Here is a 14260-nt window from a genome sequence, read left to right on the forward strand (position 1 = left end):
ACTACTTCGACCACAGGCTAACCAATGCCGTGTTAGAGGGTATGAACTCAATCATCCAATCGGCCAAAAGACAGGCCCGCGGGTTCAGCAACCTGGAGTACTTCAAGACCATCATCTACCTGAACCTGGGAAAACTACACTTCCCACAGCTGGCACCCTGTGCTACCCACTAAAAACCGCGAAGGGCCAAAAACTTTAACCGAGAATCCCTATGTCACCTTTTATTTCTACGGTTTATTCACCCACACAAACTCCCGAAGAGCCCCTTGTTGAGAGATTCGACGTGGCGGGAGCTGCGTCTTGCGCCTGCATATGATCTTATTTGCACGTCGCGCTATAGCGGTTTGTCTAGACGGATGGCTATGTCTATTGATGGAACCTATGCGCTTGAAGATGTTACTGCAGGGTCATTCGAGAATATGGCAAAGTCGATGAAACTTCCCTGTGGTCGTGCTATGACGAGGCTCGAAGAACTTGCGGGATCTGTTGAAGGTGCAATAGAGCAATCGCTTACCCAATTGGAGGACGGCGGAGTGAACTGCGCTGAGCTTGGTGAAATGATTCTTGATGAAGTGCGCAACAATATCGCCAGGCTGTAAAAGTTAGCATCGAGTTTTGGAAGTCACACAACAAGCAGTTTGCACAAGATTACCAATTTGCACTGTTGCGCGATGCGGCTCGATGTGGCACAATGTGCAACTGTTGCTTCGGCAATGAACGAAACCGGTCGCTTGGCGCAGCGGGAGCGCAACTGCCTTACAAGCAGTGGGTCGCAGGTTCAAATCCTGCAGCGACCACCATGAACAATGTGCGGCCCCTTGGATGTTCACCCAACGGGCCGCTTGCGTTCGTCCTTTAAAAGAAATACGCTGCCTTTGTCCTGTCCCAAAATACGAACGTTCTCCTACAGCCGAAGTAAAAATCAGACCTGTAATCAACCGTAGTCCCCTCGCCGCAAACGAAAGCAATGCTGAAGTTCTCGCTTCCGTTACAGACGTCCAAAAATGTAGAAGCTTTGTTGCCGAATGAGTTTTCTGTCTTCGATTGAAGACTCGTGCTACTATCCGTATCGAAGCACGGCGGAGGCTCTCCCTCCCTCCCCATTCGCCTCCGTATCGTGCAATAAGGCCAAGCGATTCATCCCCGCTTGGCCTTATTTTTCTCACCAGATAAAGCAGAAACAATACGCAGCGCGCTCGACAATAACCACGGAAAGGACCAGCCCATGAAACGACTGTCCCATATCGCCCTGGCATGCGTCATCGCCTGCGCCATCGTCGTTGGCGGATCGAACGCCTGGGTTATCGGATCCACGAAATCGAGTATCCTCACCCACGAGGAGGCTATTGCCCGCGTACAATCGGAAAACGCCGCCGACGCCATCGTGGTGCTTGGCGCAGGACTGCGCGCCGACGCAACGCCTTCGAGTATCTTGCGCGACCGCCTTGACGACGGTATCGCACTGTATTTTGCCGGCCTTGCGCCGAAGCTTATCATGAGTGGTGACAACGCAACCGTCTCGCACAACGAAGTTGCCGCAATGAAAGCATACGCTATCGAGAAAGGCGTGCCATCCGAGGACATATTCTGCGACCACGCAGGCTTTTCCACCTACGACAGCATGTATCGCGCACAAAACATCTTCGGCGCGAGCAGCATCGTAGTTGCCACACAGTCATACCACCTACCCCGCGCGCTCGCCGTGGCACAAACCCTCGGAATGGAAGCTGTGGGTGTACCAAGCGACTACGAAAACTACGGTGCGCAACTCTGGTATGACGTGCGCGAAATTCCAGCACGAACGAAAGACCTGTTCAAAGCCATTATGAGGACACCTTCGACCGTAGGCGGCGAAATGATCAGTCTAAATCAGTCGGGCAATGTTACCAACTAACTGAAACACAGGGGGCAAACACTGAGTAATTGCAGCTTCGTTAGCACAGCGACCTTCCGGTGAAGCGCACCGAAGTGGCGGGAAGCACTAATTAACTCCGGCCTCGCCAGCACAGAACAAGACCTCCAACAGTCAGTGCTTCGCTCGTTGCTGTTAGTTGCCGCCCGCAACATCACCGTTTTCTGAAGTGTCCGGCATCCGCCAGAGCAGCACGAAGCCCAAGATGAACAGGATCACCAACGACAGCACGCCTGCGCTCGAATTGCCCGTGATCTGCGTAAACACGCTTACTAAGAACGTCCCCATAACAGCTGCATACTTGCCGAAAATATCGAAGAAGCCGTAGTACTCATTGGCGTGCTCCTTCGGAATAAGCTTGCCGAATTCGCTGCGGGAAAGCGCCTGGACGCCGCCTTGGAACATGCCCACACAAAACGCCAGCACCCAAAACTCGACGGCAGTACGCAGGAAGAACGCCGCGAATAGTGTGATACCCGCATACGCCGCAACCGCCACCATCAGCATGCGACGACACCCGAAACGCTTCGACAAGCGCCCGTATGCGATAGCCGAGGGAAACGCGACGAATTGCGTCATCAGCAGCGCCAGCACCAGCTGCGTCGAATCGATGCCCAAATCGGTACCGTAGCTCGTAGACATCTTAATGATGGTGTGCACGCCGTCGATGTAGAAGAAAAACGCGAGCATGAACAGGCGCAACTTTCGGTCGCGCGCAATGTTTCGACACGTACGCAACAGACCAGAGAACGTGTCGCGCACCAGGTTTGGCGTGCGCTCTTTGTAGTGGGTCTGATGCACGTTGCGGCACAGCGGAATACTAAACGCAACCCACCACGCAGCCGTCAGTACAAAAGCAATCTTCATGCCCAACGCGGTGTCGATACCAATCGCGCCACCACCGAGCACAATAGCCAAGCTAGCGATGAACGGAATGCACGAACCAATGTAGCCCCACGCATAGCCATGCGATGACACCTCGTCGAAGCGATCTTCGGTGGTAGCGTCAACCAGAAACGCATCGTAGAACACCATTGATCCATTCAGCATAACCGATGACACTACGTACACGATCAGAAACGGCAACGCCGCCTGCGGCAACCCCAACGCCGCACAGGCAACTGCACCCGTTCCGATGGTTCCCACTAAAAACTTCTTCTTGTTGCCGCGCAGGTCGGCCAAACTTCCCAGAATCGGCATGAGGAGCGCCAAAATAAGCGAGGCCACCGTTTCGGCATAGCCCCACGCCACCACCACCGACGAGCCCTCTTCTGCAAGCGATGCAAAGTAGATGGGAATGAGCGCCGTCGACAACATAACAAACGCCGAATTTCCCACGTCATAGAGGATCCAGCTTTTCTCCTGTTTGGTTAGCTTTCCCTTCACGGAACGTCCTTCCAGACAATCATGTGAAACGTACGTAGCAAAATTATGTGCTCTGGTTTCGCATTGTATAGTATGCGGAACAGTGCGACAGGTTAATTGTTAGTTAACTTCACGTAATATCATCACTATTCTGACCAGGTGTTTTATAGTTCATGAATGTAAAATATCCTAACTTATCCTAAGTTGCTTGAACTTTGCGAGGGAAGCCTGATTTTGCGTACGCCTTCGCGAGGGCTTCGGCGAGCTTTTCTGGCGATGGTTTTAAGTAGTGTGTGCCGGTTACTCCGGGAAGCTTATGACCCATTAAAAGCTCCAAAGTGTCGTAGTCGATACCCCAATCGTATTGCGCGAAAGTTCGCCATGATTTGCGTAGGTTGGCGAAGGGAATGTCGGATGCTAAGGTGCAAGATTCCCACAAGCGATTAAGCGCATGCGTGTTCAGCGGGAGCCCGTCGCCACGGTCGGCAAGCCACTCGCGCCCGTCGGATATAAGGGCGCACGCTATCTCATGAAGCCGTGTGCTTACGGGTCGTTTCACCGCCATACCCGCTTTCGTGGGCAGGGGTGTTTGCTGTTCCTCGCACAGGGTTGCCGCCCATATGCGCGGGGACTCTTTGTATCTGAACCATCTTTAAGCAAGTATCGCTTTCTTGGGGCGTCCCGCCTTAGGGGATTCGGCCTTGCGGGCTTCCACGCTGTGGCGAGTTATCCAGGTGCGGCCTTCATAGTCGAAGGTTTCCAACAATCCTGCCTTCACCATCTGAGATACACGCCCAGGCGTTATACCAAGCTCTCGTGCCGCCGCAGCAGATGTCATGCGTGGTACTGTGTCCTTGCCAGCATTAACGGCTACTACCAGGTTTTGACCGCCGTGTTCCGGCTTGTTTCCGAATGTTGGTTCGGGGAATACTTGGTCATGCATTGCCCGGTGCTCCATTTCTGCTTGGAGCCAGTCGGCAGTCGTCTCACACACTTCGCGAAAGTTTGCACCCTGGGTGCCACCATCCATGTCATAAGGGAAGGCAAGAAACAACCCATCATCTTCAAAGACTTCAAACTCGTATACGTAAAGCATCTCTATGCTCCTTTCATATCGCTGTGAGGGGCTATTTGAGACCTGCTTGCTTCTTCATTTCATCGAAGAGATTATTGCTGATTTCCTTGTGTCTTCCGAGCGTTGTCCATCTTCCATCTGGGTGAACCAGCTTGTCGTGGTTGGTGCCGCCCTCATTGATGAACCCATGCTCTTTAAAGAACAGCTCATCCTGCCTTCTTTTGACCACCTGTTTTCCTCTCATTATATACGTTAATCCTAAACATTTATTTATAATTTATCAAGCTCGCACTAAGCTAATAATTAGCAGTATCGCTTTCTTGGGGCGTCAGAATGTCACTGCTCCAAAACAATAAAGCAATGCGGACACGTCCTCGCTGTGTTTGAGTACCAGTCAGAATGTCACTGCTCCAAAACGCCTGAGCGTAGTTTCCATCAGTCGCCATTGTTTGAGTACCAGTCAGAATGTCACTGCTCCAAAACGCCTGTCCGGTAGATACTGGCAGATTGCGCAGTTTGATTACCAGTCAGAATGTCACTGCTCCAAAACTGTCCAATGACTGTAGTGCTATACGAGGTCTCATGGCTACACGGCGTATCACTACCTTCGATACCACCTTGCGCGATGGCGAGCAGTGTGAGGGGGTCAATTTGTCGCTCGGGGACAAGCTGGCTATTGTGCGACGGCTCGATGAATTCGGCATCGACATTATCGAAGGTGGCTTTCCTGCCTCGAACCCCAAGGATGTGGCGTTCTTTCAGGAAGTGGCTGCTATGGGGCTTACCCATGCGCGTATTGCTGCTTTTGGCTCCACCTGTAAAAAGGGAGTGGCAGCCACTGACGATCTTGAATTGGCCGATTTGCTGGTTTGCGAGGCACCGGTGGTAACTATCGTCGGGAAAACGTGGGATGCTCAGGTGGAGCGCGCTTTGCAGACCACGCTCGATGAGAATCTGCGTATGATTGCCGATTCGGTGGCGTTTCTTGCAGCCGCCGGGCGACAGGTGGTGTTCGATGCTGAACACTTCTTCGACGGTTATCGGGCGAACCCTTCCTATGCCTTGGCTTGCATTGGCGCGGCTGTAAACGCTGGTGCTGCTTCTATCGATCTGCGTGAAACCAACGGCGGGCGCCTTCCTTTTGAGGTTGAGGAAATTACTGCAGCAGTCGTAGCGGCATTTCCCCAGGCCAGCTTTGGTATCCATTGTCATAACGATTCGGGTTGTGCGGTAGCCAACACGCTAGCGGCCGTGCGCGCCGGAGCCACCCAGGTGCAGGGCACAGTGAACGGTATCGGCGAGCGCGTGGGCAACACCGATCTGCTCACGGTTATCGCCGACTTGGAGCTGAAGATGGGCGCGGAATGCGTGGGCGCGCACAACCTCGCGCAGCTCACCAGTGTGGCCCACTACGTGGCGGAGCTCTGCAACCTGTCGATGCCGGCGCATCACCCCTACACGGGCGCGAGCGCCTTCGCCCACAAGGGCGGCTTGCACGCCAGCGCCATCGCGCGGTTCCCCGAGGCTTACGAGCACGTGAGCCCGGCGGCCGTGGGCAACGGCACCCGTATGCTGGTGAGCGAACTGGCCGGCAAGGCATCGCTTCTGCAGAAGGCCGCCAGCCTCGGATTCGACCTGGAGGAGACCGGAGCCGATGTGCAGGCGGTGCTCGACGACATCAAGGCCCGGGAGGCGGCGGGCTTCACCTACGAGGTGCGCCTCCTGGATGAGAGTCAGGGCACCGACGCCATCACTCGCGTCACCATCACCACCACCGACGGCACCCACACTTGGGGTAGCGTCGGCGTTTCCGAAAACGTTATCGAAGCTTCGTGGAACGCGCTCGTGGACGCGCTGGAGTACGGGCTGTATCTGGCTGCGAGGTGGCTTGAGTCCGTCTACCGGCCGTTCAAGCGCGAACAGCGCCTATAAAGTGCCAATTCTGCAACTAAAGTATGAGAAGTTCTCGTGTCAGGCGGGGAAAATGAGCGCGTACCTGCATTGTTCGGGCGAAAGGCGCGCATATGAGCGAGAGCGAGAATGAAAACGGAATAATCATCCCCCCTGCGGTCTCGGGCCTCATCGAGAGCCTGGCGAAGTACCTGGATGGCCGCTCGCACGACGGCGCTACGGTGGTGGGCATTTCCCGCGAGGTGCTGGCCCCGGCCCAGCCCCAGACGGGCACGGCCGGGCGCCCCGAGCCGTTCTCCCTCGTCAAGGGTGCTCTTGAGCGAATGGGTGACGACAGCTTTGCCGTACTGGCCCTTCCTACTTATGCGCTGGTGAGCAGCCACGTCGAGGAGTTCCCCATTCGGCGAGATCTCATCCAGGAAGGTCGGGTGTATGCGGTTATGGCGCTGCCCGGGCGCCTGTTCGACAACACCTCGGCAGTGGCGCATCTTCTTGTCATTGGGCCAGCTAGGCCCAATGACCGCGCGAAGGCGACGTTGTTCGTCGATGCCCAGGAGCTGGGATGCGACGTGAACGGTTCGTTGAAGCGTACGCTCCCAGCGGAGGTGGCGAACCGTATATTTGCCGCATTCAAGCAGTTCATGGAACAAGGGCGCGAGCGCCAGATGCGCTTCAGCCTTACCGCTAACGTCGATGGCATAGAGGACAGGAAGTTCGACCTTCTGCCGTCGCGGTTCGTCTTCGCTCCCGAGAAACTGCGCGAGGCCGATGGCGAGCCTTTGAAGAGGGGAGTCGCCGAGCTGCTCGACGAGCTGCAGCGCCAGACGAAGGCCATCAATGACCACGAGAAGGCGTTGGTGAGCCGCATTCGGGAGGTGCTATCATGAGCACCTCTCAGAGAAAGCTCCTCGATGTCGTGGAGGTGCGTAACGACCGCCGCTATGACCTTCCCCGGGATCGCGCGCAGCTCGGCGCGGGCCGTTACACCTATATCGATCGCGTGCGCGGGGCGGTGCCAGTCGACGACTACAGTTTCTGCGGCGACGCCATCCTTCTCGGCACATCCTATGATGTGAAGAACGACCATGGCGGGTTCAACGCGCGAGCCATATCGGGAAAGATCCTGGTCAGTGAGGATTACTTCCTGATCGTTCCCCGCGATCTTTCGAACTTGTCCTATATCACCTGGGCGCTCAGGTTCCTTGAGGCGGAGGGCTATCTGCTGTTCAACCCCGTTATCGACCTTATCGACGAATCCACGCTGGAGGAAATCGAGCTCCCTTGGCCCTCCGAGACAGTGCGGACGGCATTTTGCGAGGCCTCCGTTGGCCTGGAGCGTCTGACCGAGCTTATCGAGGGGAAAATCGCGCTCCTTTTCGAATTGGGCGATGCGCTGTTCTCTGAAATGACGAGCGGTGGCGTGCTGACGACAACGACCTTGGGCGAGGCGGCGTCCCTTCGCTATGGCGAGCCGATTGGAGTCGTCGAGTCGAATATCGTTGCAGGCTACCCGTTCTTCACAGCCTCGGATGCCGTGGGAAAGGTGGACGGGTACTGCGTTGAGGGACCGGCTCTCATAGTGCGGAAAAAGGGGAGGAACCTGGAGTTCGGCTGGACGAATGCGCCGTCATGGTTGCTTCCTCAACTGGCGGCGGTACTGCCGGGCGGCTCTCTGGGACCCGCTACGCTCTTCTTCGCTTTGCGGCACGGCTCCGTGGGCGCGCGCAGGGATTGGTTCGTTCTCGAAGAAGGCTGCCCGACGCGGCTGCTGGAGGAGGCCGCCGTGACGGTGCCCGATTTTGCGACTGCCAAGGCCTTTGAGAGGATCGGCCAAGATGTGCTCGCAGAGGTGTCGCTGCTCAAGCGTCACCGCGATCGGCTGGCGCTGCTCTACGCTCCGCTGCTCAAAATTGTCGCGGCCGACTAGGGAATGAGCCCCATCTGACGGGCGACGAACACCGCATCGGTGCGGTTCTTCGCCTCCAGTTTCTGGAAGGCGTTGTATAGATGAGACTTGATGGTCAGCTGCGAGAGCCCCAACTCATCGGCGATCTGCTGGTTTGAAAGTCCCGTGGCCACCAGTTTCAGCAACTCGGTTTCCCGCTTCGTGAGGATGCGGAACTTCGGGTCGGAGCGTTTGGCCTGAACGGGCTTGCCGAAGGGGCCGCTCGCGCGGAACGACCGGACGGCGTTTGCGAATTCCTTCGGCGCGCCCGACTCGTCGATGGCCTCCTTGAGGTCAAGCCCCATCGCAACGGGGCTCACCGGTGAGAAGAGGTCGAGACGCCCCACTTTCGATGCCCATTCGACGACGAGGGCGCGATAGGTCGCGGCATCGTCTGAACCTTGGGCCGAGGCGCCCCAGGCGAGCAACAGGGCATAGTCGATGCTCTGGTCGACGAGCCCGCGCGCCCGGCTCGTTTCCAGGGCGCGTTCGAAATAACGGCGCGCCTGCTCGGCGTTATGCGCGTTGAGCGAGTTGAGCCGTCGTGCGGCGCGCATCATCTCGATGAGCTGGGCGGTTGAGGAGGCCAAACTCAAATTGCTCGGCTGGGCCACATCCCAGCAAGGGTCGAAGGCGAGCTCGATATCGGGTGCATCTGCCGGCTCGGCCTCGCCGATGGCATCGGAAAACGCGAGCACTTCCCGAGCAAGATCGCCGAAGGGCGAAATACGACCGAGGGTGCGCACTTCCTCGCGCGCGGCCTCCCTGTCGTCTAGGAGGAAGTACACGCGCAACCGCTCCATGACGGCCAGAAGGCGCCCGTAGGTGCGCGGCCGGATGGTGTCCAGTTGCCCTAAGATATCCCTCGCCTCGGTAAGACGGCCCTCGCGTAGGGCGATGCGCGCTTTCAGCAAGGAGATGACATCGTAGCTCTCATCGCGGATGCCCGCTTCAGCCGATGCCGAATCTCCCAGCACCGTGGCGTCCGCGTAACGTCCCGACTTGATGAGCAAGGTCATTTTCGCTGCGGCGATGGAGTTGTCGATGGTCTTCGACTCGTAGGGCCGCGCCGCCACAGCCGCCGCCTCCAGATATCCGAAGGCTCCGCTCAAATCGTCGTCGCAAAGTCGCAGGTAGGAGAACATTTGAAACAGGCGGCACCGGTAGGGGGTGCCCGCCGGCACGGCCTCGGCGCATTCTCGCAGAAACAGCTTGTCGTCGGCGAGCTTTTTCGCGTGTCCGGTGGCAATATCGTAGGCGAGGGTGATAAGCGCATCGCCCAAGACAAGGCTACCTTCTCGTCCTCTTGATTCCCCGTCTTCGGTGCGCCAAAAGCGCCTGAGCAGCGAATCGACATCATCTCGACGGGAGGGGAGGTCTTCGAGCATGAGGTGGAGGGCATAGCTCTGGTAGATGGAGGGTCGCTTAGCCATGAACGATTCGGGAATGCTGGCGAACCAGCGATCGATATCGAAAGTCTTCTCGTAGGGCAGTCTCGGTGAAAGCGCGATGCACGTTTCCTCAAGGCATTCGGCGGCGAAGGCGTTGTCGCCGGTGAGCAGCGCGTGCTCGATGGCGTGGTGCCAATAGCCGTTGTCGCGCAGCCAGTCCGCCGCCCGCCTCTGCGCCTCGGTGAGCGCCGCTGGAGTAAGATAGCTGCCCTGCATGCGAATGATTTCCTCACGGAACAAGGCATGGAGCCGGTACCAGCGCTCCCCGTCGCCCATGGCGATGGGGCTGATGAACGCATTGGTCTCGACAAGGCGGGCGAGCGCTTCTTCCGTAACACCCAAGGTGAGGTCTTCCGGCGGCGCCGCCGTTGCCACGAGCGAGGCGCAGAACGTCTCGAACAGCGAGGCGTATATCAGAAAGCGCATCGTCCTCTCGTCGAGCGAGGCCAGGTAGGTCTTGAGCAGGTGCCCGATACCGGCGTTGGTCGACGAGCTGCGGACGCCGAGGCGGGCCTCGCCGTCGACCTGCGCGCCGGAAAGCAGCTCGAGGCGGACGGCGATGGGCCAGCCCTCGGTGCGTTGTACCAGGTCGGTAACGCTGTCGCCCGGCGCTTGAAGCGGCTGGCGGGCGAGCATCTCCTCTATCTCGCCATCGCTGAGGCGCAAATCTATTTGATCGACGAGCGCGACGGTCCCGTTGCTTTGAAGTCCGATGTCGAAGATAGGCGGCAGCGTGCGCCCGATGAGCACCAAATGGAAGTTCTCCGGGGCGTTTCGCATGAGAATATCGAGAAGCTCCCAAATACGCGGGTTGTCGATGTGCTGGAAGTCATCGAGGCAGAGGGCGACGGGGCACCCGTAGCGGCGCAGGGCGTCGATGAGCGTGGCCGAGAGGATGCGCGGATCGTCGGGGTCGTAGAGTGCGACGAGATCGACGCCTTTGAGAATACGCTGATCGGCCTGATCGATGGAAGCCTGGAGGTAGGCGAGGAAGGAGCCCGCGTTGTTGTCGTAGGCGTCCAACGACAACCACGGCGTGAGGAAGCGCTTCGAAAGCTTCGACTGAGCCCATTCCGCTACGGCACTGGTCTTGCCGTAGCCAGGGGGCGCCGAGATGACGATTGCGGTTCCGGGATGCATGAGAAATCCGTTGATGCGCGTGATGACCCGCGTGCGGGAAATGAGTCCTGCGATTGCCGTCGGTGGCCTGAGCTTCGAGGCCAAAAGGCCGTTTGCCATTACGATTCTTCCTCCTCCTGATCAACTTTGCCCAGCTTAGCACGAATTGCTACCACCTTTCTGCTACTTAAGTTGCAACCTTCTCCAACTTCTCCTCCGTAGAATCTCCATAGTACGGGTAAAGGCAGAGGAAAACCAGGAGATGATCGCGATGAGCGAGACAAGGAACCAGAAGGAGGAAAGATGAAGTCCAATCATGAAAGCAGCGGGATTTCCCGTCGCACCTTTCTCGGAAGCGCTCTGACGCTTTCCGCCACGGCCGGACTGCTCGGCGCCAATGCGGCGACGGCATTCGCGGCGGACGGAGAAGCCGGAGCCGAAGAAGCCGCGGCTGCCGAGGATACCCGCCGCGCACTGGTGAGCGACCCGCAGTACTCGTTCGAGTACATTCCGGATCCCATCGACGAGAGCCTGATTACCAACACAATCGATTGCGATGTGGTGGTCGTGGGCGCCGGCGTGTCGGGCATGGCAGGTATCATGTACGCCGCCGACCAGGGTCTGAACGTCCAGGTGGTCGAGAAGGGCCCCCATCACGGCGTGAAGCGCATGTGCATTGCCGGCATCAATGCCTCCCAGGCGGCCGAGGACGGCTGCCCGGTGATCGATCCGAAGCAGTTTTCCCGCGAGTTCTTCATGTATGCGGGCGGCTTCCAGAGCAAGCTTCCGCTCGTGTCGCGCTATGCGAAGGACTCGGGCAAGTGGGTCGATTGGGTGCGCGAGAAGATCAAGCCCTACGGCTACACCTTCGTGACCCCCGGCAACGCCCGCTTCGATGACGGCGGCATCTGGCCCCGCTACGACACGGCCTACTACTTTCAGGGCCCCGATGGCAACAGCTACTTCACTGGCGACGCTCCCGACTGGATGGAGCTCTTCTACGAGATTGCCTCTGACGACGGCGCCCAGTTCCACTTCAACGAGCCGGCCGTGCGCCTCGAGCGCGAGGGCGATATGGAAGGCGCCTGCACCTCGGTCATCACCGAGAACCTGGTGACGGGCGAGTACACCCGCTACCGCGCCTCCAAGGGCATCCTGCTGTGCGCCGGCGACTTCTTCAACGACAAGGAGCTTCTGCACAAGTACGCCCGCTATCTGGAGCGCTGCACCTATTCCATCTGCGAGCCGAACAATACGGGCGACATGTGTAAGGCGGCCATGTGGATCGGCGCCGCCATGGACGATGTGAGCGCCGGCGATATCTTCGTGTTCGCGTCCACCGAGTACAAGTACCATGAGGCCCGTCCTGCTCCCGGCGATACCGAGTTCTCCCCGCTGCACAGCAGCACCGCCCGCGCCGGCCATTGGTGCCCGGCCGTGGCCTGCTGGCCCGTGCTGTGGGTCGATGATTCCGGCCAGCGCTTCACTGACGAGTCCATTCGCAACTTCCAGATGTGCGGCGGTCCGACCATCCTCACGACGCCCACCGGCAAGGTCTGGTCCATTTGGGACAGCGCTTGGGAGTCGAAGTTCCCCGAGGGCTGGCAGGATACGCCCGGCCTGAAGTTCCTGTCCGCCGGCAGTCTTTCCACGCCTGCCCAGGTGGAGAAGGAGGTCGAGCTCGGCATCATCAAGAAGTTCGATACCATCGAAGAGCTCGCTGCCGGCTGTGGCTTCGACCCGGAAATAGCGAAAGCCACCATCGAGCGCTACAACCACTTGGCCGAGATGGGCGAGGATCTCGACTGCTTCAAGGATGCCTCGTGGCTGTTCGCCATCGACACGCCGCCGTACTACGCGGCCCAGTGGGGTGCCTCCATCACGTCGACGCGCTGCGGTCTGAAGACCGACGAGCATTCCCGCGTGTACGACACGAACGGCAAGATCATCCCGAACCTGTACGCGGCGGGCAACCAGGGCGGCAACTTCTACGGTCCGTCCTACCCCGGAACGTTCGGCGGCACGGGTATCGGCCACGGCGGTTTCTACTCCTGGACGGCTATCCGCGACATGCTGGGCGAGGACATCATTTACCGCTGGGACGAAGACGCCCGCAACCTTATTGGTCAGTAATAGGAGGTGCAGATAATGATTCGCAACAAGATTCTGACAGCCTGCATTGTCGTTTCGGCATGCGTGACTATGATGGGCCTGGGTGCGTGCAGCACCCCTATGGCCACGACGGGCGAGGGATCCGACGAGGGCGGCGCTGTGGAGCAGGTGGAGTACACCGACGACTCCCTGATAGCGAAGCACATGGCCTTCAATCAAGACCTCACCGCCCTGGTGGAGAAGCCTTCTCCCACGTCCTGCACGCAGGACACCATGTGCCATGGCGGCAGCTGGGACAAGGTGGTCGAGGATACCGAGAACTACTACAACGGCGAGAATTTCAGCGTGGTGGCCAACCCCCATGCGGCCCACGCGACCAACGGCTTCGAATGCGAGGATTGCCACTCGCTGACCGGCACGTCGGTGGCCCGCTGCAATTCCTGTCATGAGTTCAAGGTGCCCGATGGCTGGATCGTGCCCGACTTCGTGACGTCGCTGTGGCTCGATGACGAGCCGCCCTACACGGGCGACGGCGTGCAGCCGCGTGCCGAGTAGAGCCTTACCGCGCGGCCGTCGATCGCATGTCGCCGACGGCCGCGCCCCTTCTTTTTCCCTCCCTCGGATGCCCCGGTTTGCCGGGGCATCTTTGTTACTCGATAGGCAGGTTCGCACCGCGGCTGTTGATGACTTCCTCGGTGTGCTGCCGCATCCATTCAAGGGGGTTTTTCTCTTGGCTGAGGAACGTGTGGCGGGCGGCCAGTTCTTCGGTGTAGTCGTGCAGCGGGTACACCGCATGGGCGCCCTCTTCAATGTGGTTTACGAGGGGAATCCAGCGAACGTTCTCGATGCTCACCGCCGCTTCGGGCGTCTGGCGAACGAAATCGCAGGCGAGCATGCCGGCGAGCTCGCTTTCCAGATGGGGCGTCTCGTGGTTGCTCTTCACGTCGCCTAAGCCGTAGGCCACGAGCGTGCGATGACCATCGACGCCTTCCGCCCATTCGACGGGCTGGATGACGTGCGGGTGCGAACCGAGCACGATGTCGGCGCCCAAATCGGCCAGCAGCTGAGCGTAGGCCAGCTGCTCCTCGTTTGGTTCGTCCACCTTCTCGGTGCCCCAGTGCATGGCGACCACCACGACATCGGCCAGCTCGCGGGCGCGGGGGATATCGGCGCGCAAGCGCTCCTCGCTTTTCATATCCTAACTATATCCTAAGTTAACGCTATTAGCGTGTTTTTCGTAACTCTCGAATATGTAGAGCCAGTTCACGGGCTTGTAAAAAGCATATGGGGCAGTTAGAGTTCACTGTTAGTCAAGAACGAGCGGGGTGGCGAAATTAATCAGCGGTTCCCTCGCTGTTGGAACAAAAACG

14 protein-coding genes and 1 tRNA gene are annotated in these 14260 nt (G+C 58.5%); 9 read left to right on the forward strand and 6 right to left on the reverse strand.

Annotated features, from left to right (window positions below; all coding sequences use genetic code 11):
• From G7Y43_RS00910 to G7Y43_RS00925, 4 genes are all read left to right on the forward strand, one after another.
• Positions 1–173, forward strand: a 173-nt coding sequence (locus G7Y43_RS00910) for a transposase (protein WP_165043106.1), incomplete at its 5' end; no start/stop codon positions are given.
• Positions 174–362: 189 nt separating this feature from the next.
• The gene (locus tag G7Y43_RS00915; RefSeq protein WP_165043108.1) at positions 363–599 is read left to right on the forward strand and encodes a type II toxin-antitoxin system HipA family toxin; all 237 of its coding nucleotides are present in this window, start codon (positions 363–365) and stop codon (positions 597–599) included.
• A 126-nt stretch (positions 600–725) separates the two neighbouring features.
• A tRNA-Val gene (locus G7Y43_RS00920) sits at positions 726–800 on the forward strand.
• Positions 801–1225: 425 nt separating this feature from the next.
• Complete coding sequence (locus G7Y43_RS00925; RefSeq protein WP_165043111.1) at positions 1226–1894, forward strand: vancomycin high temperature exclusion protein; 669 nt, start codon at positions 1226–1228, stop codon at positions 1892–1894.
• Between the two features lie 153 nt (positions 1895–2047).
• Here the strand turns inward: G7Y43_RS00925 and G7Y43_RS00930 are convergent, their stop codons facing one another.
• From G7Y43_RS00930 to G7Y43_RS00945, 4 genes are all read right to left on the reverse strand, one after another.
• Entirely contained in the window at positions 2048–3298 is a 1251-nt protein-coding gene (locus G7Y43_RS00930) for an MFS transporter (protein WP_165043113.1), read from the reverse strand.
• A gap of 178 nt (positions 3299–3476) precedes the next feature.
• Complete coding sequence (locus G7Y43_RS00935; RefSeq protein ID WP_165043116.1) at positions 3477–3842, reverse strand: hypothetical protein; 366 nt, start codon at positions 3840–3842, stop codon at positions 3477–3479.
• An 87-nt stretch (positions 3843–3929) separates the two neighbouring features.
• Positions 3930–4373: a MarR family transcriptional regulator gene (locus G7Y43_RS00940; RefSeq protein ID WP_165043118.1), complete on the reverse strand. Its 444-nt coding sequence runs from the start codon at positions 4371–4373 to the stop codon at positions 3930–3932.
• A gap of 31 nt (positions 4374–4404) precedes the next feature.
• On the reverse strand, positions 4405–4581 hold the full coding sequence (locus tag G7Y43_RS00945) for a type II toxin-antitoxin system HicA family toxin (RefSeq protein ID WP_165043121.1): 177 nt from the start codon (positions 4579–4581) through the stop codon (positions 4405–4407).
• 353 nt (positions 4582–4934) lie between these two features.
• Here G7Y43_RS00945 and cimA point away from each other — a divergent pair, with 353 nt between their 5' ends.
• The 3 genes from cimA (at position 4935) to G7Y43_RS00960 (ending at position 8190) form a co-directional block, all read left to right on the forward strand.
• Complete coding sequence (gene cimA / locus G7Y43_RS00950; RefSeq protein WP_165043123.1) at positions 4935–6284, forward strand: citramalate synthase; 1350 nt, start codon at positions 4935–4937, stop codon at positions 6282–6284.
• 92 nt (positions 6285–6376) lie between these two features.
• Complete coding sequence (locus tag G7Y43_RS00955; RefSeq protein ID WP_165043126.1) at positions 6377–7150, forward strand: N-6 DNA methylase; 774 nt, start codon at positions 6377–6379, stop codon at positions 7148–7150.
• On the forward strand, positions 7147–8190 hold the full coding sequence (locus tag G7Y43_RS00960; RefSeq protein ID WP_165043128.1) for a hypothetical protein: 1044 nt from the start codon (positions 7147–7149) through the stop codon (positions 8188–8190). The genes G7Y43_RS00955 and G7Y43_RS00960 overlap by 4 nt, the downstream gene beginning before the upstream one ends.
• Here the strand turns inward: G7Y43_RS00960 and G7Y43_RS00965 are convergent.
• Positions 8187–10898: a LuxR C-terminal-related transcriptional regulator gene (locus G7Y43_RS00965; RefSeq protein ID WP_165043131.1), complete on the reverse strand. Its 2712-nt coding sequence runs from the start codon at positions 10896–10898 to the stop codon at positions 8187–8189. The genes G7Y43_RS00960 and G7Y43_RS00965 overlap by 4 nt on opposite strands.
• Positions 10899–11081: 183 nt before the next feature.
• Between G7Y43_RS00965 and G7Y43_RS00970 the strand changes: the two genes are divergently transcribed.
• Positions 11082–12911 (forward strand): FAD-binding protein, encoded by a 1830-nt coding sequence (locus G7Y43_RS00970; RefSeq protein WP_165043133.1) that lies wholly within the window; start codon positions 11082–11084, stop codon positions 12909–12911.
• Between the two features lie 6 nt (positions 12912–12917).
• The gene (locus G7Y43_RS00975; protein ID WP_165043135.1) at positions 12918–13445 is read left to right on the forward strand and encodes a hypothetical protein; all 528 of its coding nucleotides are present in this window, start codon (positions 12918–12920) and stop codon (positions 13443–13445) included.
• A gap of 94 nt (positions 13446–13539) precedes the next feature.
• On the opposite strand, the gene G7Y43_RS00980 is transcribed toward G7Y43_RS00975, so the two are convergent.
• A complete protein-coding gene (locus G7Y43_RS00980) occupies positions 13540–14085 on the reverse strand; it encodes a CapA family protein (protein ID WP_165043137.1) in 546 nt (181 codons plus the stop codon).
• Positions 14086–14260 lie beyond the last annotated feature (175 nt).

The sequence above is a fragment of the Adlercreutzia sp. ZJ138 genome (assembly GCF_011038935.1).
Lineage (GTDB): Bacteria > Actinomycetota > Coriobacteriia > Coriobacteriales > Eggerthellaceae > ZJ141.